The organism is Halomonas cerina, assembly GCF_014192215.1.
Taxonomy (GTDB): Bacteria; Pseudomonadota; Gammaproteobacteria; order Pseudomonadales; family Halomonadaceae; genus Halomonas; species Halomonas cerina.
Map to the genome: position 1 here is coordinate 82321 of NZ_JACHXP010000013.1, position 22992 is coordinate 105312.

Consider the following 22992-nt stretch of genomic DNA (forward strand, 5'->3'; position numbering starts at 1 on the left):
CGAGCCTTCATCCCACAGACCCGAGCGTCCATGACCGACTCCCAGGACACCGTGACCGCCCCCTGCCAGGGCGCGACCGCCCCCGGCGGGCCGCGCCGCACCCTCCAGGTAGGCGAGACCCGCTACACCCTGCTGGGCACCGCCCATGTCTCCGCCGAGAGCGCCGAGGAGGTTCGCGACCTGATCCGCTCCGGCGCGTTCGACGCCGTGGCCATCGAGCTGTGCGATACCCGTCACAGCAGCCTGACCAACCCCGATGCCCTGGGCGAACAGGATCTGTTCCAGATCTTCCGCCAGGGCAAGGCCGGCGTCGTCGCCGCCAGCCTGGCGCTGGGCGCCTTCCAGCAGCGCCTCGCCGAACAGTCCGGCATCGAGCCCGGTGCCGAGATGCGCGCCGCCCTGGAGGAGAGCCGGGACCGGGGACTGCCTCTGGAACTGGTCGACCGTGACGTCGGGGTGACCCTTCGGCGCATCTACCATCGGGTGCCCTGGTGGCAGCGCCTCTCGCTGTTCTCGGGCCTGCTCGGCAGCGTCCTCTCCCGCCAGCAGGTCTCGCCCGAGGAGGTCGAGCGGCTCAAGGAGGGCGACGTGCTGGAATCCGCCTTCAGCGAGTTCGCCGCTCAGTCCGAGTCCCTCTTCACGCCGTTGATCAGTGAACGCGACCGTTACATGGCCCTGCGCCTGGCCGAGACCTGCCCGCCGGGCCGCTACCGTCACGTGCTGGTCGTAATCGGCGCCGGGCACCTAAAGGGCATGGCCGGCCATCTCGAGACGCCGCTGCCGGCGGACCCCGTCCCGGAGCGCGAGTCGCTGGAGGCCACCCCGCCGCCCTCGCGACTGTGGAAGGCCTTGCCCTGGACCATCACGGCGCTGGTGCTCACCGGTTTCGCCATCGGCTTCTCGCGCAACACCGAGTTGGGCTGGCAGCTGGTCGGGGAGTGGTTCCTGATCAATGGTGTGCTGTCGGGGGCCGCCACCCTGGTGGCCCTGGCCCATCCGCTGACCGTCGCCGCCACCTTCGTCGCCGCGCCGCTGACCTCGCTCAACCCCACCATCGGCGCCGGCTTCGTGGCCGCCGGGGTGGAGCTGTGGATGCGCAAGCCCAAGGTGCGGGACTTCTCGACCCTGCGCCACGACGTCACCGAGTGGAAGGGCTGGTGGCGCAACCGGGTCTCGCGCACCCTGCTGGTGTTCCTCACCGCCACCCTGGGCTCCGCCGCCGGCACCTGGATCGCCGGCTTCCGCATCGCCGGCACACTGCTCGGCGGCTGAGCCCGGGACACGCCTCGCCGGGCGGGGTGCCAGACTGGGAGGAAAGGGGCATGCAGATGCGCACCATCCGCACAAGGGGGCAACGATGTCACGCCAGTTCGCGATTCTCGGCTTGGGCTTCTTCGGCATCACGGTGGCGCAGGAGCTACACCGCCAGCATGACGAGGTGCTGGGGGTCGACCGGGACGAGTCCCGTGTCGATAACTACGCGGACCTGTTCAGCCATGCCATCGTCGGCGACATCACCGATGAACAGGTCATCGGTCAGCTCTCCCTGAGCGAATACGACGCGGTGGTCATCGACACCGACGACAACCTGGAAGCCAGCATGATCTGCACCCTGCTCGTGCGCGAACACCAGGCCCAGCAGGTCTGGGTCAAGGCGCATTCCGACACGCACTACCGCCTGCTCAAGCGCCTCGGGGCCGACCACGTCGTCTACCCGGAGTATGACATCGGCGTACGGGTCGGAGAGAGCCTCCATTATCATGCCCTGGTCGACTTCATCGACCTGGGCAACCGGCAGTTCGTGGTCGAGCTCCAGACCACCGAGCAACTCGAGACCTCCTTCCCCACGGTGGGCGACCTGAACCGGCACAACAAGAGTCTCTCGGTCATCGCCATCAAGCGGGGCAATGAGCTGATCCGCACACCGGGAAACGATATTACCCTGAAGCCGCAGGACAGCCTGGTGCTGTTGGGCGAACTGGAGGAACTGCGGCGCCTGGGCCGGCACCTCTAACCCGGAATATATCTCGATAGTCACGCGACGCGGGGGAGCGGGAGCATGCGTGAGCGCCTGAGACGCCCCATACGACGGCTTCCCCATGGGCCGGTCCTCACCTTCTCCTTGCCGGAGCTGCTGCTGCTAGGCTTCCTGCTGCTCAGCAGCCTCGGCACGCTGCTGCTGCTTCAGCCCATCGCCGCCCACCAGCCCCTGACCTGGCATCAGGCCCTGTTTACCGCGACCTCGGCGGTAACGGTCACCGGCCTGGGGGTGATCGACACGTCGTCACTCACCCTGTTCGGCCAGGGGGTGGTGCTGGCGCTGATCCAGATCGGTGGTCTCGGCTTCATGACCTGTACCGCCATGATGATGGTCCTGCTCGGCGTGCGACTGCCACTGCATCAGAAGCAACTGATCAGCGAAAGCCTCGACCATACCTCCTTCGATGCTCTGGCCCACATGGTGCGACTGGTCATTGCCTTCGCCCTCATCGCGGAGACCTGCGGCACCCTGCTGCTGGCCCTCACCTGGGTGCCCGACCATGGCCTCGCCAAAGGACTCTGGATCAGCGCCTTTCACGCGATCTCGGCCTTCAACAATGCCGGTTTCTCCGTCTGGCCCGACAGCCTGATACAGGAAGTGGCCGACCCGCTGGTCAACGGTGTGATCAGCCTGCTGTTCATCGTCGGCGGACTGGGCTTCGTGGTCATCGCCGAGCTGGCGAACTGGCGTCCGGGCACCGGGCTATCGCTGCATGCCCGGATCATGCTCCACGCCACGCTGTGGCTGGTCCTGGTTGCCATGGCGAGTGTGCTGCTGCTCGAGTGGCATAACCCCGCCACCCTGGGCCGGCTGGAGACCCTCGGCGCCAAGCTGCAGGCCGCCTGGTTCCAGGCTGTCACGCCCCGCACGGCCGGCTTCAATACCCTGGATACCGGCGCCCTGTCCGCGCCCTCCGCCCTGCTCACCATGCTGTGGATGTTCATCGGTGCCGGTTCCGGCTCTACCGCCAGCGGGATCAAGGTCACCACCTTCGTGGTCCTGCTGCTGGTCGCCCGCGCCTTCCTGCGCGGCCGAGCGAGGCCGGAGGCCTTCGGACGCTCGCTCTCCGACGGCACGGTGATGGAGGCCGTCGCCGTGGCGCTGGCCGGCATGCTGCTGATCTTCGGCTGCCTGCTGGTCCTGACGATCACCGAGCCCGGGCAGCGCTTCCTCGATCTGGCCTTCGAGGCGGTATCGGCCTTCGGGACCGTAGGGCTCACCCGTGGCGTGACCGCTGAGCTGTCGATCCCCGGCCAGCTGACCCTGATCGTCACCATGCTGCTGGGGCGGGTCGGCCCCATCTCGCTGGGCTACCTGATCGCCAAGCGCAAGGTGAAGGGACTTCGCTATGCCGAGGGCCGGGTGCATATCGGCTGAGGCCACCCTCAGTCGGCCGACGCGCCCCTTGCCTGCAGCCGCCGCATGGCAGATGTCGGTTGCTCGAGCTTCGCGTGGCGGCGACTGGCCGCATAGCTGTCGTTGAAGGCATCGAAGGTGTCGTCGAGCACCTCGGCGGCCACCACGTCACCGGCTTGACGCAGCAGTTCCACGGCCACCTCGGCGGTGCACAGGTGGGCGGCGGAGGCCGGCTTGCGCAGCCGGTAGCGGGTCAGCCGCTCGGTGGTCAGCGGCAGCACCGGCAGGTCCGCCAGATAGGGGCTCTTGCGGAAGATCCGCCGCGCCTGCCGCCAGGTGCCGTCGAGGATGATAAAGACCGGAATCCGGCCTTCCTCCTGGCGTTCGGCCACGGCGTCCATGCCCACCACTCGGTGGACGTAGTCCTCGTGGTCATCGGGGAAGATCACGAAGGGCGCGTAACGAGCGTCGTCGAGCAGCGTCAACAGGCGCGCGTCCGGCGCCGTGCGGTACCAGGTGAAGACCTCGGTGTCGGGCAGTACGTCGCGGATCAGCCGGCCGGTGTTGGTGGGCTTGTGGTGCTCCAGGGGATGGGTCAGCAGCCAGACCCGGGCATGGCTCTCGGCCTGGACCCGGTAGGGACACAGGCAGTTAAGGGCCGGCAGGTGGCAACCCGCGCAGCGCGTGACGAAGCTGCCACGGGCCTTGAACTCACGCCGCGGTGGGCGCGGATGGCCGGTGGCGGGATCGCGATCGATGGCCATGTCGTGGAAGTCGTCCTGCATGATGGGGGCATTCCGGAACTGAAAGGCTCCATTCTACCACCGCAGGGGCCTCGCCTTCCTTCTCACCTGCCGCTGATGCCTTCCCTTATGTTGCCGCCCCTACCAGCGTCTCCGGCAGCCACAGGCGCCCTTCGCGCTGCCAGTGACGAACCAGCGTCGGCACGCCCTGCCCGGCGGGCTGGCCGATCCGCGTCACCCCCGGTGGGGCCAGGGCATTCGCCTCGGGATCCACCAACACGCAGGGCGTATCGAGCGGCGCGTGCTCGAGCAGCGAGGCGGCTGGCATCACGGCCAGCGAGGTACCCACCACCAGCAGCAGGTCGGCCGAGGCGGCGATCTCGCAGGCATCCACGAAGTGCGGTACCGCCTCACCGAACCACACCACGTCGGGGCGGAGTTGACTGCCCTTGTCGCACACGTCGCCCAGCCGGATGCCGCCGCGGGGCAACGGATAGCGCAGGCGCGGGTCGACCGACGAGCGAGCCTTGAGGATCTCGCCATGCAGGTGGAGCACATGCCGCGAGCCGGCACGCTCGTGCAGGTCGTCGATATTCTGGGTGACGATGCTGACCCGGAAGCCGTGCCTCTCCAGCCTCGCCAGGGCCTGGTGGGCGGCGTTGGGGCGCGCTCGGCGCACCTGGTCGCGGCGTGCATCGTAGAAGCGCAGCACCCGCTCGGGGTGGCGACGCCAGGCCTCGGGGGTGGCGACCTCCTCGATGGGATGGTCGGCCCACAGGCCGTCGGCGGCGCGGAAGGTCTGGATGCCGCTCTCGGCACTGATGCCGGCCCCGGTCAGCACCACCAGATGCGGCGCACGCTGCTCTACCATTCACCACCTCTCGCCAGCGACTCACTTCCCAGAACTTGCCACTGTGTGAAAGGACCCCTCCGGGCCCCTGTGCGACCAGAAAGCGCACCGCCCGGGCTGTTGTTCTGTCAGGCGCCGTGATAGCCATCCTCTTCGGGGTTCTCATGGTCCCCCTTGGGTAATTCACCGGCCCAGGCCATGGCCACGGCGTGATCCCGCTTGGGAAAGGTGCGGATCTCCATGGCCTTGAACAGCCGCTCTTCCAGGTGGGCGAGATGCTTGATCCACTCTTGGTCGGTGACCACGGCGGCCCGGTGGTAGTGCTCGAGATCGCCGAGTTGGGTCAAACCGTAGCCGATATCCTTCAGCAAGGCGGTCAGGGTCAACCAGCGAAGGGCGTCGATCTCGACCACCAGGCTGATCCTGGGGTGGACCCGCTTGGCGGCTTCGATGGCATCGATGGCGTGCTGCAGCTCCTGAGCCGTCACGACACCCCCCGCCTTCATCGCCACGACATGGTCCGCCGGATGGGAGATGAGGTCCAACATGGGCGTTCTCCTTGGGGTTAAGAGAGCAGCAAAGCGCCGCGGGTAAGGGCGGGACTCGACGGCCTGGCTAGTGAACCAGGCCGTTGTCGGCATTGGCGTTGAAACGCTGCTTGTTGCGATATGGATAGACGTCGATGACCCGACCGTCGCGGATCGCCTGCTGCAGCCCCTGCCAGTAGTCGGCATCGAACAGCTCCGGGTGCAGCTCGTAGAAGAGCTTGCGCAGCCGGACATCGGCGAACAGGAAGGGGCCAAACTCTTCCGGGAAAATATCATTGGGTCCCACCGAGTACCAAGGCTCGTCGGCCAGCTCCTGCTCCGGGTACATCGGCTCGGGGATGTGCCGGAAGTTGCACTCGGTGAGGTAGCAGACCTCGTCGTAATCGTAGAACACCACCCGGCCGTGACGGGTCACCCCGAAGTTCTTCAGCAGCATGTCGCCGGGGAAGATATTGGCCGCCGCCATCTGCTTGATGGCATTGCCGTAGTCCTTGAGCACCGCCCGGGCCTCGTCCGCGTCGCAGCCCTCCAGGTAGAGGTTGAGCGGCGTCATCATGCGTTCCGTGTAGCAATGCTCGATCAGCACCTTGTCGCCCCGCAGATGTACCGTGGAGGGCGCCACTTCCAGCAGGTGCTCCAGGCACTCCGGGGCGAAGTGGTCCTTGCGGGCGATGAAGTTGGAGAACTCCTGGGTGTCCGCCATGCGCCCCACCCGGTCGTGGCGCTTGACCATGCGGTACTTCTCGCGGACGTTCTCGCGACTCATATCCTTGGTAGGGTCGAAGCGGTCCTTGATGATCTTGAACACCGTGCGGAAGGACGGCAGCACGAACACGGCCATGACCATGCCGCGCACCCCGGGCGCGATGATGAACTGGTCCTCGCGCCTGGCCACCTGGCGATTGAGGGCGCGGAAGAACTCGGTCTTGCCTTGCTTATAGAAACCGATGGCGGCGTAGAGTTCGCCCTGGGGCTTGTCGGGCATCACCTCCTGGAGGTAAGCGACGAACTCGCTGGGCACCACCACCTTGACCTGGAAATAGGCCCGGGTGAAGGAGAAGATGATCGAGACCTCGTCGGGCTCGATGATCACGGTGTCCAGGTGCAGTCCTTCCCCCTCCTCGTGGAGCACCGGCAGCACCAGCGGCACCTGCTCCCCACCGCCGCGGATGCGCCCGACCAGGTAGGCGCCCTTGTTGCGATAGAAGACGCTCTTGATCAGCTCGACCTCGGCCCGGGGATCGTCGAGGAGCGCCGCCGGCAGCTGGCGGCGCAGGAAGTCGCCGCCCAGCGCGACATCCCGCTCCAGGTCCTCGAAGGGCGTCTCGAACTTGGCCTCCGCCAGCGCCCAGCGCAGCGCCTGTTCCCAGTCGCCATTGACCCGCTGGCGCCGACACAGCTGCAGCCCCGAGTGGTGGGCGGCAAACTCGCGGGAGCTGTAGACGAACATCCAGTCGTTGCGGATATGGCGATGATGGAACAGCGAACAGAACATCGAGTTGAAGTAGGTCTCGGCCAGTTCGTAGTCCAGCCGCTGGCTGATCAGGTCGGCATAGTGACGGCGGGCCTCTCGCCAGCACTCACAATCGACCAGCATGTCGCCCGGAAAGGTGCGCTTGAGGCGTCCCAGGGTGATCTCGACCTTCTCGTCGTAGAGGTCGATACGCTCCGCCGAGGCCTGCTGTGCCTCGCGCCAGGCGGCATCCCGGAAGCGACGACTGGCATCGTCGGTGATCTCCTTGAAGCGCGACCGGTACTCGTCGAAGCCGTGAAGGATGGTGGCAGCGAGGCGATAGGCGGGCGAGTGTCTCATGGCGTCCTCCGGACAGCGTGAGCCTCCAGCATCGCGGATTATCGATAACGATGCGAGGCGACCATGGTGGCGCCTGTCCCCGGGTGACATCCACGCCACGGAAAGCGACAATGGCGCCCCTGACGTCCACTGAGCGCCTGCATGCACGCCCCCCTGCCGATTCTCTATCAAGACGAACACCTGGTCGCGGTGCACAAGCCGGCCGGGCTACTGGTGCATCGCACCGCACTCGCCCGGGGCGAGCGCCACGTCCTGCTGCAGACCCTGCGCGACCAGTTGGGCCGGCGCGTCTACCCGGTGCACCGCCTGGATCGCCCCACCTCGGGGCTGATGCTGCTCGCGCTCGCCCCGGGAGTGGCCACGCAGCTGGGCGAGGCATTCAGCGAGCGCCGGGTGGAGAAGCACTACCTGGCCGTGGTCCGCGGTGTGGGCCCCGAGCAGGAGCGACTGGACTATCCGCTGCGCGAGGAAGATGGCCGGTACCCCAAGGCACAGATGCCGGCCCTGCCGGCCGCCACCGAGGTTCGGCGCCTGAACAGCGTCGAGTTGCCGGTGCAGGTCGACCGCTACCCCAGCGCCCGCTATTCGCTGATGGCGATACGCCCGCTCACCGGTCGGCGTCACCAGATCCGCCGCCATCTCTCCCGGCGGGGCTACCCCATCGTCGGCGACGCCAAGCACGGCAAGGGCAACCACAACCGCTTCTTCGCCGATCGGCTGGACTGCCGGCGCTTGCTGCTGGCCGCGATAGGCCTGACCCTGGACCATCCCGTCCACGGCGAGCACCTTACGCTGCGCTGCCCCCTGGACGACACCATGACCCGACTCTTCGAACACTTCGGCTGGGCCGCTCACCTGCCGACCCTGGATCAGCGGCGGCCTCCGACCGACACCGACCGACACGCCTCGACCCCATGCCCATGACCGATACCGCGCCTGTTTCCCGGCTGGACACCGACGACTATGCCTTCCGCTTCGGCGGCATCCGGCGCCTCTACGGGGCCCGGGCCGCCGAATGCTTCCGTGCCGCCCACGTGGTCGTGGTCGGCGTCGGGGGGGTGGGCAGCTGGGCCGTGGAGGCCCTGGCCCGCTCGGGGATCGGCCGGCTGACCCTGATCGATCTCGATGACGTCTGCGTTTCCAATGTCAACCGCCAGCTGCATGCCCTAGACGGCACCATCGGCCGTCCCAAGGTGGCGGTGCTGGCCGAGCGCTGTCGGGCCATCCAGCCCGGGATCGAGGTGCTCGCCGACACCGCCTTCGTCACCCCTGCCAACCTGGCCAGGCGGATCCCCGACGATGCCGACCACGTGGTGGATGCCATCGACAATGTCATGGCCAAGGCGGCGCTGATCGCCTGGTGCCGGCGCCGCAAGCTGCCGATCACCGTCACCGGCGCCGCCGGCGGTCAGATCGACCCGACCCGTATCCGGGTCGCGGACCTGACCCGGACCGAGAACGACCCGCTGCTGGCCAAGGTGCGCGCTCGCCTGCGCCGGGACTTCGGCTTCTCGCGCAATCCCCGGCGACGTTTCTCGGTGGAGTGCGTCTATTCCGACGAGCAGCTGGTCTACCCAGGGGCCGACGGCGAGGTCTGCTATCAGAAGCCGGGTACCGGCGAGGCGACACGCCTCGACTGCGCCGAGGGCTTCGGGGCGGCGACCTTCGTCACCGGCAGTTTCGGCTTCGTCGCCGCCTCCCGGGTGCTGACCCGGCTGGCCCGGCGTGCCACCGAAGCGTCACCCGCCCGCTGACCCGCAGGAGAGCCTCGCATGGACATCGCACCCCCCGTTCGCGGCATCTATCGCCATTACAAGGGTTCCCTCTACGAGGTGATCGGACTGGCCCGACACAGCGAGACCGAGGAGCCGCTGGTGGTCTACCGGGCCCTCTACGGCGACTACGGCCTCTGGGTGAGGCCGCTGGCCATGTTCAAGGAAACAGTGAAGGTGCAGGGCGAGCCGGTGCCACGCTTCGAACTGGAACGGCCCTTTCTTTAGCTACCTGTAGCAACGGCAAGCGCCCCGCTACGAGGCGCTTGCCTGGGGCAGTGACGCCGACCAGGCCTTACTCGTCGCCGGCTTCCTGCATCTGCTTCTGCAGGTAGTTCTCGAGGCCGACCTTGTCGATCAGGCCAAGCTCGGTCTCGATGTGGTCGATGTGGTCCTCCTCCTCGGCAAGGATGTCGCGAAGGAGATCCCGGCTGACGTAGTCCTGGACCTGCTCACAATACTGGATCGCCTCGATATAGTCGTCGCGCCCGCCATGCTCGAGCGTGAGGTCGCTTTCGAGCATCTCGCGCACGTTCTCGCCGATGTTGAGCTTGCCGAGGTCCTGGAGATTGGGGACCCCCTCGAGGAAGAGAATACGCTGGATCAGCTTGTCGGCGTGGACCATCTCCTCGATGGACTCGTCGTACTCCCATTTCGCCAGCGCCTTGAACCCCCAGTCCTTGTACATCCTGGCGTGAAGGAAGTACTGGTTGATCGCCACCAGCTCGTTGCCGAGGTTGGTATTGAGATACTCGATGACCTTGGCATCACCTTTCATGACATCACCTCATCGCTTTCGTCAGGACATGCTGTCAGCTTGGCACGACCGCACCCGTGCCGCCAGCAACGTCCCCACAGTCTAGGCGATGCCAAAAAAACTTCAATACAATCAAAAAGTTGATAAAAACAACGCAAACAATGGCGATTCCCATCATACGGCGTAGGCAAGGTCCTGGCGCGCCTGGAGCATTTCCTCCTTGATCGCGTCACGAGCAATCCCCTTGCCCATGCAGGCACACTTGCCGCACTGGGTACCACATCCGGTCACCTGCTGTACCTCGCGCCAGCTCCGAGCCCCCTCCTCGACGGCCCGACGGATCCGATGATCGGATACGCCCTTACAGATACACACGTACATCACATCACCTCGCGTTAGCCATGGTGCAAACGTAAATGATTTGCATCGGCTATCGCAACCATAGCGTGGCACTTTTTTGCTCTGCCCTCTCTAGACTCTAGTCGAAAAGGGTCGGTTTCATCCGCTGGTTCGAGGGTGTTTCGGCAGTACCACGACCCGCGTCCCGGAGACGATATCCGGCCAGCTGCGCCGTTCGCGGTCGAACAGCACCCACACATGGCCGAGACCGAACAGCGCCAGAGAAAGCCCCGCCACCAGGAACCGCTGCAGCGCCTGCAGCAGGGTGATCGAGCAGCCGTCGAGCGTCTGCACCCGCAGCCGCCAGGCCTGCATGCCGAGCGTCATGCCGCCGCGGGTCCAGAAGAAGGCGAAGAAGGCGAAGGCCGAGAGCGCCAGCAACGCCCGCAGGGAGAGCACCTGGGCGCCTCCCAGCCCCACCTGTTCGGGTGGCAGACCGATGACCAGCCGACTCACCGCCACATGCGCCGCGGCGATAACGATCCAGATGGCCATCACCAGCAGGCCGTCGTAGAGCATCGCGCCCAGCCGTCGACCCAGGCCGGCGGGCCAGACATCGTCGAGATGGTCGAAGCGTCGTTGCATGGGCTCCTCTTGGTCAGCCGCTGCGCCGGAGCAGAAAGAGCCCCAGAACGGCACAGAACAGCGTGGGGGTCAGCACCGCCCAGGCCGGCGAGAAGCCGAATACCGTGGAAGCGGGCGCCAGCAGATCCTGCAGGTACTTGAACACCAGGCCGGTCACCACGCCGTAGAACACCCGGGTGCCGGCGGCCACCGTGCGCAGCGGGCCGAAGACAAAGGAGGCGGCCACCAACACCAGGGATGCCAGGGTCAGGGGCAGTAGCACCTTCTGCCAGAAGTACAGCAGCGGCTGTGTCGCCTGCTGTCCCTGGTCGCTCAGGTAGCGCGCATAGGCCCAGAGGTCGCTGGGCGACTGGCTCTCCACCTCACGCAGCAGGCGATTGAGCTGCGCCGGCGACAGCGAGGTTTCCCAAGGCAGCGTGGCATAGTGCGAGGCTCGGGTGCGGTCCTCGTCGAACCGTGTCACCGCCACCTCTTCCAGTTGCCAGGCCCCGCCCTGCCACACCGCGCGACGCGCGTTCAGTGCCTCCTCAAGCTCATGGCCATCGAAACGGTAGCGTGTCACTCCGAGCACGGTGTCGTCGGCGCGGATCGCCCCGAAGCGGTAGAAGCTGTCGCCTTCGCGCTGCCAGCCTCCCCGCTCGGTCAGCACCGCCCCCGCGCCCTGCTGCTGCTCCAGGCGCCAGGCGGCCGCGAACTGCTCGGTATGCGGACTGACGAACTCGGCGATCGCCAGCAGGGCCACCACCACCAGGATGATCGGCTTCATCACCCCCCACAGAATCCGCGTCAGGGAGCGACCGGCGGCGCGGATCACCGTGAGCTCGTTGCTCGAGGCCATGCTTCCCAGGCCGATCAGGGCTCCGATCAGCACCCCTACCGGCGCGTACTGGTAGAAGCGCCAGGGCAGGCGCAGCAGCAGGTAGATCAGCACGTCGAGGGCGCCGTAGCCGCCTTCCACATCACCCAGGTCATTGATGTAGGTGATGACCAGGTCAAGCCCCAGCAATACCACCTGCACCACGAGGATCGCCCCCAGGACATTGCGGGCGATATAGCGGTCGAGACGGTCGGCTATCATCCGCTGACTCCCTTGCGCTGCGCGCGAAGCGTCATCACCCCCCCCAGGATCAAGAAGGCGGCATGGATCGGCCACATGCCGACCATGGCCGGCCAGCCGCCGCTGCCGATGGCGTCTAGCGCCGTGAGCTGCAGGCTTAGGTAGGCCACGTAGAGGAAGATCGCCGGCAGCAGCTTGGCGAAACGCCCCTGCCGCGGGTTGACCCGGGAGAGCGGCAGCGCCACCAGGGTCAGGACGAAGACCATCAGCGGCAGGCCCAGCCGCCACTGCAGCTGGGCCTGGGCCTCGGGCGAAGGATCGGTGATCAGTGCCGAGGTGGTGGCGAATTCAGGTGACGACAGGTCCGCCATTTCGCTGGCCCGCGAGAGCCGGACCGCATAGGTCTCGAAGACCAACCGCTCGGCTTCGCGACGCCCGGGATCGACGCTGTAGCGCTCACCGTCGGCCAGTACCAGGAAACGACTCCCCGTCTCCTCGTCTACCGCCTGGTAGCCAGCCGCGGCCCGGGTCACCACGCTTTCCGGGGTGTCGTCGCTACGCGACTGCTGCTCGCTGATGAAGACCTCCTGCATCCGCGTGCCGTTGTCGGTGAAGTCCCGGGTGTAGGCGGTACGGCCCCCGCCGAATTCCTGGAAACGGCCCGGCGTCAGGGCCGTGAAGTCGAGGCGGCTCTGCTGCTCCTCGATCATGACCTCATTGTGCAGCGCGCCGGCCGGGGTCAGCCACAGGCTGCACAGCGCCACGATCGCGGCGACGAGGGCGGCGGGCACCAGAGTGACCTTAAGCAGCCGGTTGGGGCTGGTTCCACAGGCCACCAGCACGGTGATCTCGCTGTTGAGATAGAGCTGTCCCAGGGCCAGCAGGATGCCCAGGAAGAACGCCAACGGCAGGATCAGCTCGAGGAAGCCCGGCAAATGGAAGAGCATCAGGGTACCCAGGATGCTGATCGGGATCTCGCCCTCCGCCGCCTCGGTGAAGTAGCGGATGAAGCGACTGCCCATGATCACCAGCAACAGCACCCCGGCCACCGCGGCCATGGTCTGCAGGATCTCGCGGGTCAGGTAACGGAATATGATCAACGTTGTCTCCCGGCCCGGTGCCTCACGGCACCCGGCCATCTTCCATGCAATGAGACTTTGCCTTGGGTACACTAAGACGACTCGGCAACGTGCCGGCATTATCCAGAATCCCCCTTCGCTTGTAACCCCAAAGCTTGTCTTGTGGAGACACCATGGAATTCCCCGTTCAGACGGCCAATCCCATCAAGGTCGAGACGGCCTGCCTCGTGGTCCCGGTGTTCAAGGATGGCGACCTGCTGCCCGCGGCCGCCAAGCTCGACGACGCCAGCGAGCGTCTGATCGGTCAGCTGATCGAGCGTGGCGACTTCGATGCCAAGCTGGGCAATGTCCAGATGGTCCCCTTCGCCCCGGGCCTGAACGCCGATCGACTGCTGCTGGTCGGTCTGGGCCACCGGGAGAAGTGCCAGGAAGGCGCCTTCTGCAAGGCCGTCGATGCCGCCTTCACCGCCCTGTCGGCGCTGCCCGTCGACGATACGGCCGTGGCCTTCACCGATGTACCGGTGCCCGACCGTGACTGCGACTGGAAGGCCCGAATGGTGGCCGAGGCGGCTCACCGGGCCGTGTACCGCTTCACCGAGTTCAAGTCCGAACCGGAGCCCGCGCCGCAGCTCGAGCGCGTGACGCTGCTGGTCAGCGAGGGGAGCCATGCCGAGGCGGCCCGCGAAGGGGCCCGGATCGGCGATGCCGTCGGGCAGGGCATCAATCTCACCCGGACCCTGGGTAACCTGCCCGGCAACATCTGCACGCCACGCTACCTGGCCGAGCGTGCCGAGCGGCTGGCTGCCGACTCCGACGGCGCCCTGAGCACCGAGATCCTCGACGAGGAAGCCCTGGAAGCGCTGGGGGCTCACTCGCTGCTCTCCGTGGGGCGTGGCAGCGCCGAACCCTCGCGGCTGATCGTCATGCAATACCAGGGGGCCGAAGAGCCCGACGAGGCGCCCCATGTGCTGGTCGGCAAGGGCATCACCTTCGACACCGGCGGCATCTCGCTCAAGCCCGGCGAGGCCATGGACGAGATGAAGTTCGACATGTGCGGGGCGGCCAGCGTCTTCGGCACCGTCACCGCGGTGCTCGCCATCCGGCCGAAGATCAACCTGGTGGCCATCGTCGCCGCTGCCGAGAACATGCCCGACGGCCGTGCCACCAAACCCGGCGACATCATCAAGACCCTCAAGGGACTCTCGGTCGAGGTGCTCAACACCGATGCCGAGGGGCGCCTGGTGCTGTGCGACGCCCTGACCTATGCCGAGCGCTTCGCGCCGGCCAGCGTGGTCGACATCGCCACCCTCACCGGGGCGGCGATCATCGCCCTGGGCCACCACGCCACCGGCCTGCTGGCCAACGACGACGACCTGGCCCTGGACCTGCTCGACGCCGGCGAGTCGGCCTGGGACCGTGCCTGGCACCTGCCGCTGTGGGACGAGTACCAGGAGCAGCTCGACTCCAACTTCGCCGACCTCGCCAACATCGGCGGACGCCCCGCGGGTACCATCACCGCGGCCTGTTTCCTGTCGCGCTTCGCCGAGGCGTTCCCCTGGGCGCACCTGGACATCGCCGGCACCGCCTGGCAGTCCGGCAAGCAGAAGGGCGCCACCGGCCGGCCGGTGGGCCTGCTCACCCAGTACCTGGTCGACCGCGAGGCCGACAGCCAGGTCGAGGCCGGCGACGACTGAGGCACGGCCCATGGGGTTGCCTTTTATCGGCGACGGCTTTTTCATGTGAGAAGCCGACTTAAACGCACCGGGCCAGTGTTGGCCCGGTGTTCCAGTATCGTCCCGGGGCGCCCGCCGCGCCCCGGCAGTAGCGGAGACTTTCTGTCGTGTCCCTTGAACGCTTTTCCGTGCGTCCGTCCACTCGCCCCACCGCGGCCCCGATCCGTGAGGACATCCTCAAGAATCCCGGCTTCGGTCGCTACTTCACCGATCACATGGCCCATGTCCGCTGGACCCTCGATGCCCACTGGCATGGCCATGAGGTACGCCCCTATGGTCCCCTGACCCTGGACCCGGCCGCCGCCGTACTGCACTACGGCCAGGAGATCTTCGAGGGCGTCAAGGCCTATCGCCATGCCGACGGCTCGGTGTGGACCTTCCGCCCCGAGAAGAACGCCGAACGCTTCCGCCGCAGCGCGCGGCGTCTGGCGTTGCCGGAGCTGTCCGACGAGGACTTCGTCGACTCCCTCAAGGCCCTGCTGGCCCAGGACCACGCCTGGGTGCCCACCCCAGCCAGCGAGGCCGACGAATCGAGTCTCTACCTGCGCCCCTTCATGATCGCCAGCGAGACCTTCCTCGGTGTACGTCCGGCCCACGAGGTCGACTACTACGTCATCGCCTCGCCGGCCGCCGCCTACTTCCAGGGCGGCGTGAAGCCGGTGTCGATCTGGCTGTCCGCACACTATAAGCGTGCCGCGCCGGGCGGCACCGGCTATGCCAAGTGTGGCGGCAACTACGCCGCCTCGCTGGCCGCCCAGAAGGAGGCGGCAGCCCACGACTGCAGCCAAGTCGCCTTCCTGGATGCCGCCGAGAACAAGTGGGTCGAGGAACTCGGCGGCATGAACCTGTTCTTCGTGTTCCGCGACGGCCGGCTCGTCACTCCGCGCCTCACCGACACCATCCTCGAGGGCGTGACCCGCGACTCGGTGCTGACCCTGGCCCGCGACGAGGGGCTGACGCCCGAGGAGCGCCCGATCAGCATCGACGAGTGGCGCGAGGGGGCCGCCTCCGGCGAGATCACCGAGGTCTTCGCCTGCGGTACCGCCGCGGTGATCACGCCGGTGGGCGAGCTGGTCACCGAGCATGATCGCATTCGCCTCGCCGCCCAGGGCGACAACGAGATGGCCAGGCGCCTTCGCACCCGCCTGCTCGACCTGCAGTATGGCCGTGCCGAGGACACCCGCGGCTGGCTGACCCGGCTCGTCTGAGAATTTCCTACCAGGCCCCGGCTATGGTGGGCGCCGGGGGCAAGGCGAAGCGAGGGTCCTTTGCCAGGGATGGCAAAGGTAGCGCCCAAGGAAGGGTTCACAGCGCCCTCGCGGAGGCTTGCCGCCGGAAACGCCCGCACCGCCGACCGGGTCGCCTAGAGGCTTCATGACCCGTATCGACTTCTATATCCTCCCCGACACCACCCTCGAGGCGCGTCTCGACTTCGCCTGCCGGCTGGCCGAGACCATCGCCCGCAAGGGCTATCGGCTGCACCTGCACACCGAGAGCGAGGCCATGGCCCGGGAGCTCGACGACCGGCTCTGGACCTTCCGCCCCGATGCCTACCTGCCCCACGCCCTGCTGGAAAGCGAACAGGCCGAGACGGTGCCGGTAACGCTGGGCTGGGAGGCCCCGCCTGCCCCCGACCGGGCCGTGCAGGCCCTGCTCAACCTCTCACCGGGGATCCCCGAGTGGTTCTCGCGCTTCGAGCGGGTCGCCGAGATCATCAATCAGCACCAGGACGTGCTCGTCGCCAAGCGCGAGTGCTGGCAGACCTACAAGAAGCGCGGCTACCCGGTCAAGGCCCACCAGTTGCGCGGCCAGTCGAGCTGACGCGAGACCCGACGTCGCGCTATAATCGCGCCCATTTCTCGAGCCATTCGCATGCATTCCGGCCGTTCGACCGGCGGCGTCCCACGCTGTCCTGCCCGGTCGAGTGCGCCCCTTTCCGGACCTGGAACGCCCATGGACAAGACCTACCAACCCGAGCAGATCGAATCCCGCTGGTACGAGCGCTGGGAGGCCGACGGCCGCTTCGCCCCGAGTGGCGAGGGTACGCCCTACGCCATCATGATCCCGCCGCCCAATGTCACCGGCAGCCTGCACATGGGCCATGCCTTCCAGGATACCATCATGGACACCCTGATCCGCTGGCGGCGCATGCAAGGACGCAACACCCTGTGGCAGGTGGGCACCGACCATGCCGGCATCGCCACCCAGATGCTGGTGGAGCGCAAGGTCGCCGCCGAGGAGGGCAAGAGTCGCTTCGATCTGGGGCGCGAGGCCTTCATCGACAAGGTGTGGGAGTGGAAGCACGAGTCCGGCGGCCATATCACCCGGCAGTTGCGGCGCATGGGAGCCAGCGTCGACTGGAGCCGCGAGCGCTTCACCATGGACGACGGCTTCTATCAGGCGGTGCAGGAAGTCTTCGTGCGCCTCCATGAGGAGGAGCTGATCTATCGCGGCAAACGCCTGGTCAACTGGGATCCCACCCTGCACACCGCCATCTCCGATCTCGAGGTGGAGAACCGCGACCAGCAGGGCCAGTTCTGGCACTTCCGCTACCCGCTGGCCGACGGCGTGACCACCGATACCGGGGCGGATCATCTGGTGGTCGCCACCACCCGCCCCGAGACCTTGCTCGGCGACACCGGCGTGGCGGTCAACCCCGAGGATCCACGTTACGCTTCCCTAATCGGCAAGTTCGTCACGCTGCCGCTGGTCGGGCGTCGGATCCCGGTGGTGGCGGATGAACATGCCGATATGGACAAGGGCTCGGGTTGCGTGAAGATCACCCCGGCCCATGACTTCAACGACTATGAGGTGGGCCGTCGCCAGGACCTGCCACTGATCAACGTCTTCACCCAGGACGCCGCCATCCTTTCGCGCGCCGAGGCCTTCGACATCCAGGGCCGCCCGTTGCCCGACGTCGACCCCAGCCTGCCGGCCGCCTATGCCGGCCTGGACCGCTTCGCCGCCCGTGAGGCGATCGTCGCCGACATGCAGGCCGCAGGCCTGCTCGAGAAGACCGAGACGGTCAACAATACCCTGCCCTTTGGTGACCGCTCCGGCGACGTGATCGAGCCGCTGCTCACCGACCAGTGGTTCGTGGCGGTGGAGAGCCTGGCCAGGCCGGCGATCGAAGCCGTGGAGAACGGCGATATCGAGTTCGTGCCCAAGAACTACGAGAACATGTACTTCGCCTGGATGCGCGACCTGCAGGACTGGTGCATCTCGCGCCAGCTGTGGTGGGGCCATCGCATTCCCGCCTGGTACGACGCCGAGGGCAACGTCTATGTGGCGAGAAGCGAGCAGGAGGCCCGCGAGAAGCATGGTCTTTCCGCCGATATGGCGCTCACCCAGGACGACGATGTGCTGGACACCTGGTTCAGCTCCGGGCTGTGGACCTTCGGCACCCTGGGCTGGCCCGAACCGACCGAAGAGCTCGCGACCTTCCACCCCACCAGCGTCTTGGTCACCGGCTTCGACATCATCTTCTTCTGGGTCGCGCGGATGATCATGCTGACGTGCAAGTTCACCGGCGAGGTGCCCTTCCGGCAGGTCTACGTGCATGGCCTGGTGCGCGACGGCCAGGGTCACAAGATGTCCAAGTCCAAGGGTAATGTGCTCGACCCCATCGACCTGATCGATGGCATCGACCTCGAGACGCTGGTGGAGAAGCGCACCGGCAACCTGATGCAGCCACAGAAGGCCAAGGCCATCGCCAAAGCCACGCGCGACGAGTTTCCGGAAGGCATCGAGCCCCACGGCACCGATGCCCTGCGTTTCACCTTCCTCTCTCAGGCCACCACCGGACGCGACATCAAGTTCGACATGGGGCGCCTGGACGGCTACCGCAACTTCTGCAACAAGTTGTGGAACGCCTCGCGCTACGTACTGATGAACGCCGAAGGCGAGGACACGGGCCTCGACCATGCGCCGGTGGAGCTCTCCCTGGCCGACCGCTGGATCGTCTCGCAATTGCAGCAGACCGAGGCCCAGGTCACCCGCGCCCTGAAGGAGTTCCGCTTCGACCACGCCTCCCAGGCCCTCTACGAGTTCGTGTGGAACGAGTACTGCGACTGGTACCTGGAGCTCTCCAAGCCGGTGCTCTGGGATGCCGCACAGGAAAGTGCCAATGTCGCGGGAGACAGGATGTCGGGAGCGACCGACGCGGCCAGCGCCGCCGCCAAGCGCGGCACGCGCCGTACCCTGGTGCGCGTGCTCGAGGCGATCCTGCGCCTGGCCCACCCCATGATGCCCTTCATCTCCGAGGAGATCTGGCAGCGCGTGGCACCGCTGGCCGGCACCTGCCAGGGCGAGGGCGACTCGATCATGGTCCAGCCCTGGCCGGTGGCCGACGATCGCCTGCTCGACGAGGCCGCGACCCGCGACATCGAGTGGCTGAAGGGGGTGATCGTGGCGGTGCGCAACATCCGCGCCGAGATGAACATCGCCCCGGGCAAGCCGCTGGAGGTGCTGCTGACCCAGGGCACCGAGACCGATCGCGCGCGTCTTGCGGCCAACCGGCTGTTCCTGGCCAAGCTGGCCAAGCTCGAGCGCGTCGACTGGCTCGACGACCCGGCCAAGGCGCCTCTTTCGGCCACGCAATTAGTGGGCGAGATGGAAGTGCTGGTGCCCATGGCCGGGCTGATCGACAAAGACGCCGAGCTTAAGCGCCTGGCCAAGGAGATCGATAAGCAGGACAAGTTGATCCAAGGCATCGAGAAGAAGCTCGGCAACGAGAGCTTCGTGGCCAAGGCCCCGGAGGCGGTGGTGCAGAAGGAGCGCGACAAACTGGACGATGTCCAGTCCACCCGCCGGGTGCTGGTGGAGCAGCGCAACAAGATCGCCGCGCTGTGATCTACACGGCCCCGAACCCGGCCGAAAAGCGCTAATGGCCCCGATGACGACCGAACGACGTTAAGGCGTTGAGCGGAAACGACGGCGCCGCCCTTCGGGGCGGCGCCGTGTTGTGCACTTCAGGGCTAGCCGTCGACGCGACGAAAGCCGCCCAGCACCCGCTGATCCGGGCCGAAGAACACCAGTCGGTCGTGATCGATCAGGTAGGCGTAGGCCTGCTCCAGCAGGCCGCGCACTCGCGTCGCCTCCTCGCCGCGGGCGCAGGCCATCCGGGTGGTGGCCAGATCCTCGAAGGCGATACGCTGTTTCGGGCTCAGTTCGACGCGGCCGGTGAGCCGGTTGCAACCGTCATGACCGCTGACCCGGCCATCTGGGGTGATCTGGAAGAACGGCGTGGTCGGCATGTCGAGGCGGTCGCTGGTGCCCACCAGCAGCAGGTTCCAGCGCGGCCCCACCACCGGGGCGGACAGCGTCTCGTCGGGCTGGCTTACCGGGGCGTGTCCCCCGGCGCAGCCGACCAGCAACAGGGCGAGCAGGGTCATCGACAGGGCATGACGGAACGACGGCATGACGGAGGGCTTCCTTGAGCATGGGCATGTAAGGGTGGCGTTGGCTCGCTCAAGCTTGCCCCAAGCCGGCCGGTTGAACAATGCTGATACCCATTCCCTAGACAAGGATGCTCCCCATGCTCAACGCCCTGCACAACGATGCCCTCGGCAAGCTGATCGTGCGCCTCGCCGTGGGCGGCCTGATCCTCTTCCATGGGGTAGCCAAGCTGCTCAACCCCGGCAACATCGACTGGATCGGAGGCCTGCTGGAAGGCTACGGCCTGCCCGCCGAACTCGCCTACGGGGTACTGATCGGCGAAGTCCTCGCCCCGATGATGGCCATCGTCGGCTGGCAGACCCGCATCGCCGGCCTGTTGATGGCCGGCAACATGCTGGTCGCCTTCCTGCTGGTGCATACCGGGGAGGTGTTCATGCTCACCGACAACGGGGGCTGGCAGCTGGAGCTGCAGGGCATGTTCTTCTTCACGGCCCTGGCGCTGGTCTTTTTCGGCAGCGGCCGCCTGGCGGTCCGGCCCGACTGACACCGGCTCATCCACCTGGGCCGGCGGCTTGTCGACACGGCTTGGTCAGCGCAGACTCCCGGGCGACAGGAAGTCACCGTTCACCGTCTCCACCAGGGAAGCCTAATGGATCTCGCTAGCCCCGCCCTGCTCTGGCTGCTCGCCGGCCTTGGCGCGCTTATCGTCGAACTGCTCACCGGCTCCTACGTGCTGCTGGCCATGGCCCTGGCCGCCGCCATCACCGCCGGCGCCGCCTGGCTGGGCCTCGGCCTGGTCGGCCAGTTGGGGGTGCTGGCCCTGTCCTGCGGCGTGCTGGTGCCGCTGGCCATCCGCCAGCTGCGCCGGCGCCAGCGTTCTCGGCCCTTCGGCGTCGCCGGCACAGGCGGCGGCCTGGGACAGCGCTTCGTGCTGGTCCAGCGCGACTTCGATGGCGCCCCCTGCATCAAGCTGGATGGCGACTTGTTCCGCGCCCGCCGGGAAGGCGACGAGGCCGCCGAGGTGGCGCTGCGCCCGGGGGACGAGGTCACGCTGCTGCGCTTCGAAGGCACCCAGGCCATCGTCCGCCCCACCGGAAAAGGCGCCTGAGCGCGCCGAGAACGGTGTTCCCCGGCACGTATCGGAGAGCCCCGGGGGTAGCCGGCGCAGGCCCGGCGACTTATGCTGCTCCTGGGTCGGCAGGAGGCCACCCCGTCGCCCGAGGCGGCGTTCTCATTGCCAAGGAGTTTCCCCATGCTGCCTTACCTGAGCCCCGGCCTGCTGATCGCCCTGGTCGTCGTCATCCTCGCCGTGATCGTGGTGATCAAGGGTCTGGTGATCATCCAGGAGTCGGAGGTCATGGTGATCGAGCGCCTCGGCGCCTATCACCGCACCCTGCAGAAAGGTGTCAATTTCATCATTCCGTTCCTGGATCAACCCCGGCCGATCAAGCTGGTGCGCTACCTGCGCCACGACCAGGAGTTCACGCCGGTGATGAGCCAGGAGACCCGCATCGACCTGCGCGAATCGGTCATGGACTTTCCTTCCCAGCCGGTGGTGACCACCGATAACGTCACCGTGCGCATCGACGGCGCCATCTATTTCCAGATCATCGATCCCGCCAATGCGGTCTACAAGATCGAGAACATGAGTCAGGCGGTGGAGGTACTGGCCAAGACCACCCTGCGCTCGGTGGTGGGCCAGATGGAGCTCGACAGGATCTTCGAATCCCGCGCCGAGGTGAACGCCAAGATCAAGGAGCAGATGGAGGAGCCGGCCTCCAAGTGGGGCGTGGCGATCAATCGCATCGAGGTCCAGGACATCGAGATGCCCGAGGAGGTGAAGGAGGCGATGCACCTGCAGATGTCGGCGGAACGCCGCCGGCGAGCCACCGTCACCGAGGCCGAGGGCGACAAGGCCGCCGCCATCGCCAAGGCGCAGGGACAGAGGGAGTCCGCGATCCTCAACGCCCAGGGCGACAAGGAAGCCGCCATCCTGCGCGCTCAGGGCGAGAGCCGCTCCATCGAGCTGGTGCTGCATGCCATGGGCGAGGGCGAGAAGAGCACCCGCGCGGTCATCGGCTACCTGCTCGGCCAGTCCTATATCGCCATGCTGCCGGAGATGGCCAAGGACGGCGAGCGGGTCTTCGTGCCCTATGAGAGCTCCGCCCTGCTCGGCGCCATGGGCGCCTTCCGCGACCTGACCGCGGACGATGCGACCATGGCCGATATCACGCGACGGGCCGCCGCTGCCGGCGGCCTCACCGGCTCGGCCAGCGCCGCATGACGGCCCCACCCCTGCGGCGGTGCAGGTTCTCGGCGAGTGTTGCCAAGCGTGACACGCGCCCCGGCGCACTCAGGGGCTCACCAGCTGCCGGTATTCTCCATGGAGGCCCAGGGCTCCTGGGGCTCAAGAGCATCGCCCTTCTGCAAGAGTTCGATGGAGATGCCGTCGGGGCTCTTGACGAAGGCCATGTGACCGTCCCGGGGCGGGCGGTTGATGGTCACGCCGTTGTCCTGAAGGTACTCGCAGAGCGCATAGATATCCTCGACCCGGTAGGCCAGGTGGCCGAAGTTGCGCCCGCCGGTGTATGTCTCCGGGTCCCAGTTCCAGGTCAGCTCCAGCTCCGGGGCCTTGAGCTCCGCGGAACGCGACTCGTCTTCCGGCGCCGCGAGGAACACCAGGGTGAAGCGCCCCTTCTCGCTGTCCTTGCGACGTACCTCCTTGAGGCCCAGCAAGTCGCAGTAGAAGTGCAGCGCGGCATCGAGGTCGCTGACACGTAGCATGGTGTGCAGGTATTGCATGATATTCTCCTCAGTCACGGGGAAAGGCACCCGGGCATCGTGACAAGTCACCGACGACCT

24 protein-coding genes are annotated in these 22992 nt (G+C 66.8%); 13 read left to right on the plus strand and 11 right to left on the minus strand.

The window, feature by feature from the left end:
- Positions 1–30: 30 nt before the first annotated feature.
- The 3 genes from FHR94_RS13330 to FHR94_RS13340 all read left to right on the plus strand — a co-directional run bounded on the left by FHR94_RS13330 (position 31) and on the right by FHR94_RS13340 (position 3418).
- A complete protein-coding gene (locus FHR94_RS13330) occupies positions 31–1272 on the plus strand; it encodes a TraB/GumN family protein (RefSeq protein ID WP_183326213.1) in 1242 nt (413 codons plus the stop codon).
- Between the two features lie 85 nt (positions 1273–1357).
- Complete coding sequence (locus FHR94_RS13335; RefSeq protein ID WP_183326214.1) at positions 1358–2014, plus strand: potassium channel family protein; 657 nt, start codon at positions 1358–1360, stop codon at positions 2012–2014.
- A gap of 45 nt (positions 2015–2059) precedes the next feature.
- Complete coding sequence (locus FHR94_RS13340) at positions 2060–3418, plus strand: TrkH family potassium uptake protein (protein ID WP_183326215.1); 1359 nt, start codon at positions 2060–2062, stop codon at positions 3416–3418.
- An 8-nt stretch (positions 3419–3426) separates the two neighbouring features.
- On the opposite strand, the gene FHR94_RS13345 is transcribed toward FHR94_RS13340, so the two are convergent.
- The 4 genes from FHR94_RS13345 to aceK all read right to left on the minus strand — a co-directional run bounded on the left by FHR94_RS13345 (position 3427) and on the right by aceK (position 7351).
- Positions 3427–4182, minus strand: coding sequence for a tRNA-uridine aminocarboxypropyltransferase (locus tag FHR94_RS13345; protein WP_183326216.1), 756 nt, complete (start codon positions 4180–4182; stop codon positions 3427–3429).
- An 85-nt stretch (positions 4183–4267) separates the two neighbouring features.
- Positions 4268–5011: an SIR2 family NAD-dependent protein deacylase gene (locus FHR94_RS13350; protein ID WP_183326217.1), complete on the minus strand. Its 744-nt coding sequence runs from the start codon at positions 5009–5011 to the stop codon at positions 4268–4270.
- A 107-nt stretch (positions 5012–5118) separates the two neighbouring features.
- Positions 5119–5538, minus strand: a complete 420-nt coding sequence (locus FHR94_RS13355) for a SpoIIAA family protein (RefSeq protein ID WP_183326218.1) — start codon at positions 5536–5538, stop codon at positions 5119–5121.
- 67 nt (positions 5539–5605) lie between these two features.
- Positions 5606–7351 carry a bifunctional isocitrate dehydrogenase kinase/phosphatase gene (gene aceK, locus FHR94_RS13360; protein WP_183326219.1) on the minus strand — a complete coding sequence of 582 codons (1746 nt, stop codon included), beginning with the start codon at positions 7349–7351 and terminating at the stop codon, positions 5606–5608.
- A gap of 141 nt (positions 7352–7492) precedes the next feature.
- Between aceK and FHR94_RS13365 the strand changes: the two genes are divergently transcribed.
- The 3 genes from FHR94_RS13365 to FHR94_RS13375 are packed head-to-tail and all read left to right on the plus strand — an operon-like array spanning position 7493 to position 9351.
- Positions 7493–8275, plus strand: a complete 783-nt coding sequence (locus tag FHR94_RS13365) for a pseudouridine synthase (protein ID WP_183326220.1) — start codon at positions 7493–7495, stop codon at positions 8273–8275.
- Positions 8272–9105, plus strand: coding sequence for a tRNA cyclic N6-threonylcarbamoyladenosine(37) synthase TcdA (tcdA, locus tag FHR94_RS13370; RefSeq protein WP_183326221.1), 834 nt, complete (start codon positions 8272–8274; stop codon positions 9103–9105). Before FHR94_RS13365 ends, tcdA begins: the two co-directional genes overlap by 4 nt.
- 18 nt (positions 9106–9123) lie before the next feature.
- Complete coding sequence (locus FHR94_RS13375) at positions 9124–9351, plus strand: DUF1653 domain-containing protein (RefSeq protein ID WP_183326222.1); 228 nt, start codon at positions 9124–9126, stop codon at positions 9349–9351.
- A 67-nt stretch (positions 9352–9418) separates the two neighbouring features.
- Here FHR94_RS13375 and bfr read toward each other — a convergent pair whose 3' ends face one another.
- The 5 genes from bfr to lptF all read right to left on the minus strand — a co-directional run bounded on the left by bfr (position 9419) and on the right by lptF (position 13021).
- The gene (bfr, locus tag FHR94_RS13380; RefSeq protein WP_183326223.1) at positions 9419–9901 is read right to left on the minus strand and encodes a bacterioferritin; all 483 of its coding nucleotides are present in this window, start codon (positions 9899–9901) and stop codon (positions 9419–9421) included.
- Between the two features lie 153 nt (positions 9902–10054).
- Positions 10055–10261, minus strand: a complete 207-nt coding sequence (locus FHR94_RS13385) for a (2Fe-2S)-binding protein (protein ID WP_183326224.1) — start codon at positions 10259–10261, stop codon at positions 10055–10057.
- A 117-nt stretch (positions 10262–10378) separates the two neighbouring features.
- Complete coding sequence (locus FHR94_RS13390) at positions 10379–10864, minus strand: RDD family protein (protein WP_183326225.1); 486 nt, start codon at positions 10862–10864, stop codon at positions 10379–10381.
- Between the two features lie 13 nt (positions 10865–10877).
- Positions 10878–11942, minus strand: coding sequence for an LPS export ABC transporter permease LptG (lptG, locus tag FHR94_RS13395; RefSeq protein WP_183326226.1), 1065 nt, complete (start codon positions 11940–11942; stop codon positions 10878–10880).
- Complete coding sequence (gene lptF, locus FHR94_RS13400; RefSeq protein ID WP_183326227.1) at positions 11939–13021, minus strand: LPS export ABC transporter permease LptF; 1083 nt, start codon at positions 13019–13021, stop codon at positions 11939–11941. The genes lptG and lptF overlap by 4 nt, the downstream gene beginning before the upstream one ends.
- Positions 13022–13173: 152 nt before the next feature.
- On the opposite strand from lptF, the gene FHR94_RS13405 reads away from it, so the two are divergent.
- The 4 genes from FHR94_RS13405 (at position 13174) to FHR94_RS13420 (ending at position 19584) form a co-directional block, all read left to right on the plus strand.
- Positions 13174–14694 (plus strand): leucyl aminopeptidase, encoded by a 1521-nt coding sequence (locus tag FHR94_RS13405; protein WP_183326228.1) that lies wholly within the window; start codon positions 13174–13176, stop codon positions 14692–14694.
- Positions 14695–14840: 146 nt separating this feature from the next.
- On the plus strand, positions 14841–15941 hold the full coding sequence (locus FHR94_RS13410; protein WP_183326229.1) for a branched-chain amino acid aminotransferase: 1101 nt from the start codon (positions 14841–14843) through the stop codon (positions 15939–15941).
- Between the two features lie 166 nt (positions 15942–16107).
- On the plus strand, positions 16108–16554 hold the full coding sequence (locus FHR94_RS13415; protein WP_183326230.1) for a DNA polymerase III subunit chi: 447 nt from the start codon (positions 16108–16110) through the stop codon (positions 16552–16554).
- 132 nt (positions 16555–16686) lie between these two features.
- Positions 16687–19584 carry a valine--tRNA ligase gene (locus FHR94_RS13420; RefSeq protein WP_183326231.1) on the plus strand — a complete coding sequence of 966 codons (2898 nt, stop codon included), beginning with the start codon at positions 16687–16689 and terminating at the stop codon, positions 19582–19584.
- Between the two features lie 125 nt (positions 19585–19709).
- Here the strand turns inward: FHR94_RS13420 and FHR94_RS13425 are convergent, their stop codons facing one another.
- The gene (locus FHR94_RS13425) at positions 19710–20153 is read right to left on the minus strand and encodes an META domain-containing protein (RefSeq protein WP_183326232.1); all 444 of its coding nucleotides are present in this window, start codon (positions 20151–20153) and stop codon (positions 19710–19712) included.
- Positions 20154–20269: 116 nt separating this feature from the next.
- Between FHR94_RS13425 and FHR94_RS13430 the strand changes: the two genes are divergently transcribed.
- From FHR94_RS13430 to FHR94_RS13440, 3 genes are all read left to right on the plus strand, one after another.
- A complete protein-coding gene (locus FHR94_RS13430; RefSeq protein ID WP_183326233.1) occupies positions 20270–20674 on the plus strand; it encodes a DoxX family protein in 405 nt (134 codons plus the stop codon).
- 105 nt (positions 20675–20779) lie between these two features.
- On the plus strand, positions 20780–21238 hold the full coding sequence (locus FHR94_RS13435) for a nodulation efficiency, NfeD-like protein (RefSeq protein WP_183326234.1): 459 nt from the start codon (positions 20780–20782) through the stop codon (positions 21236–21238).
- Between the two features lie 144 nt (positions 21239–21382).
- Entirely contained in the window at positions 21383–22414 is a 1032-nt protein-coding gene (locus tag FHR94_RS13440) for an SPFH domain-containing protein (protein WP_183326235.1), read from the plus strand.
- A 77-nt stretch (positions 22415–22491) separates the two neighbouring features.
- On the opposite strand, the gene FHR94_RS13445 is transcribed toward FHR94_RS13440, so the two are convergent.
- A complete protein-coding gene (locus tag FHR94_RS13445) occupies positions 22492–22932 on the minus strand; it encodes a VOC family protein (RefSeq protein WP_183326236.1) in 441 nt (146 codons plus the stop codon).
- Between the last annotated feature and the right edge of the window lie 60 nt (positions 22933–22992).

What these genes read in the sequence shown, in the direction of transcription:
- FHR94_RS13425 (WP_183326232.1), bottom strand. Translation starts at nt 20,153, where the DNA reads ATGCCGTCGTTCCGTCATGCCCTGTCGATGACCCTGCTCGCCCTGTTG.
- FHR94_RS13420 (WP_183326231.1), top strand. Translation starts at nt 16,687, where the DNA reads ATGGACAAGACCTACCAACCCGAGCAGATCGAATCCCGCTGGTACGAG.
- FHR94_RS13330 (WP_183326213.1), top strand. Translation starts at nt 31, where the DNA reads ATGACCGACTCCCAGGACACCGTGACCGCCCCCTGCCAGGGCGCGACC.
- FHR94_RS13415 (WP_183326230.1), top strand. Translation starts at nt 16,108, where the DNA reads ATGACCCGTATCGACTTCTATATCCTCCCCGACACCACCCTCGAGGCG.
- tcdA (WP_183326221.1), top strand. Translation starts at nt 8,272, where the DNA reads ATGACCGATACCGCGCCTGTTTCCCGGCTGGACACCGACGACTATGCC.
- FHR94_RS13340 (WP_183326215.1), top strand. Translation starts at nt 2,060, where the DNA reads ATGCGTGAGCGCCTGAGACGCCCCATACGACGGCTTCCCCATGGGCCG.
- FHR94_RS13355 (WP_183326218.1), bottom strand. Translation starts at nt 5,538, where the DNA reads ATGTTGGACCTCATCTCCCATCCGGCGGACCATGTCGTGGCGATGAAG.
- FHR94_RS13335 (WP_183326214.1), top strand. Translation starts at nt 1,358, where the DNA reads ATGTCACGCCAGTTCGCGATTCTCGGCTTGGGCTTCTTCGGCATCACG.
- FHR94_RS13350 (WP_183326217.1), bottom strand. Translation starts at nt 5,011, where the DNA reads ATGGTAGAGCAGCGTGCGCCGCATCTGGTGGTGCTGACCGGGGCCGGC.
- FHR94_RS13430 (WP_183326233.1), top strand. Translation starts at nt 20,270, where the DNA reads ATGCTCAACGCCCTGCACAACGATGCCCTCGGCAAGCTGATCGTGCGC.
- FHR94_RS13405 (WP_183326228.1), top strand. Translation starts at nt 13,174, where the DNA reads ATGGAATTCCCCGTTCAGACGGCCAATCCCATCAAGGTCGAGACGGCC.
- FHR94_RS13435 (WP_183326234.1), top strand. Translation starts at nt 20,780, where the DNA reads ATGGATCTCGCTAGCCCCGCCCTGCTCTGGCTGCTCGCCGGCCTTGGC.
- aceK (WP_183326219.1), bottom strand. Translation starts at nt 7,351, where the DNA reads ATGAGACACTCGCCCGCCTATCGCCTCGCTGCCACCATCCTTCACGGC.
- FHR94_RS13365 (WP_183326220.1), top strand. Translation starts at nt 7,493, where the DNA reads ATGCACGCCCCCCTGCCGATTCTCTATCAAGACGAACACCTGGTCGCG.
- FHR94_RS13385 (WP_183326224.1), bottom strand. Translation starts at nt 10,261, where the DNA reads ATGTACGTGTGTATCTGTAAGGGCGTATCCGATCATCGGATCCGTCGG.
- FHR94_RS13440 (WP_183326235.1), top strand. Translation starts at nt 21,383, where the DNA reads ATGCTGCCTTACCTGAGCCCCGGCCTGCTGATCGCCCTGGTCGTCGTC.
- bfr (WP_183326223.1), bottom strand. Translation starts at nt 9,901, where the DNA reads ATGAAAGGTGATGCCAAGGTCATCGAGTATCTCAATACCAACCTCGGC.
- FHR94_RS13345 (WP_183326216.1), bottom strand. Translation starts at nt 4,182, where the DNA reads ATGCAGGACGACTTCCACGACATGGCCATCGATCGCGATCCCGCCACC.
- lptG (WP_183326226.1), bottom strand. Translation starts at nt 11,942, where the DNA reads ATGATAGCCGACCGTCTCGACCGCTATATCGCCCGCAATGTCCTGGGG.
- FHR94_RS13390 (WP_183326225.1), bottom strand. Translation starts at nt 10,864, where the DNA reads ATGCAACGACGCTTCGACCATCTCGACGATGTCTGGCCCGCCGGCCTG.
- FHR94_RS13445 (WP_183326236.1), bottom strand. Translation starts at nt 22,932, where the DNA reads ATGCAATACCTGCACACCATGCTACGTGTCAGCGACCTCGATGCCGCG.
- FHR94_RS13375 (WP_183326222.1), top strand. Translation starts at nt 9,124, where the DNA reads ATGGACATCGCACCCCCCGTTCGCGGCATCTATCGCCATTACAAGGGT.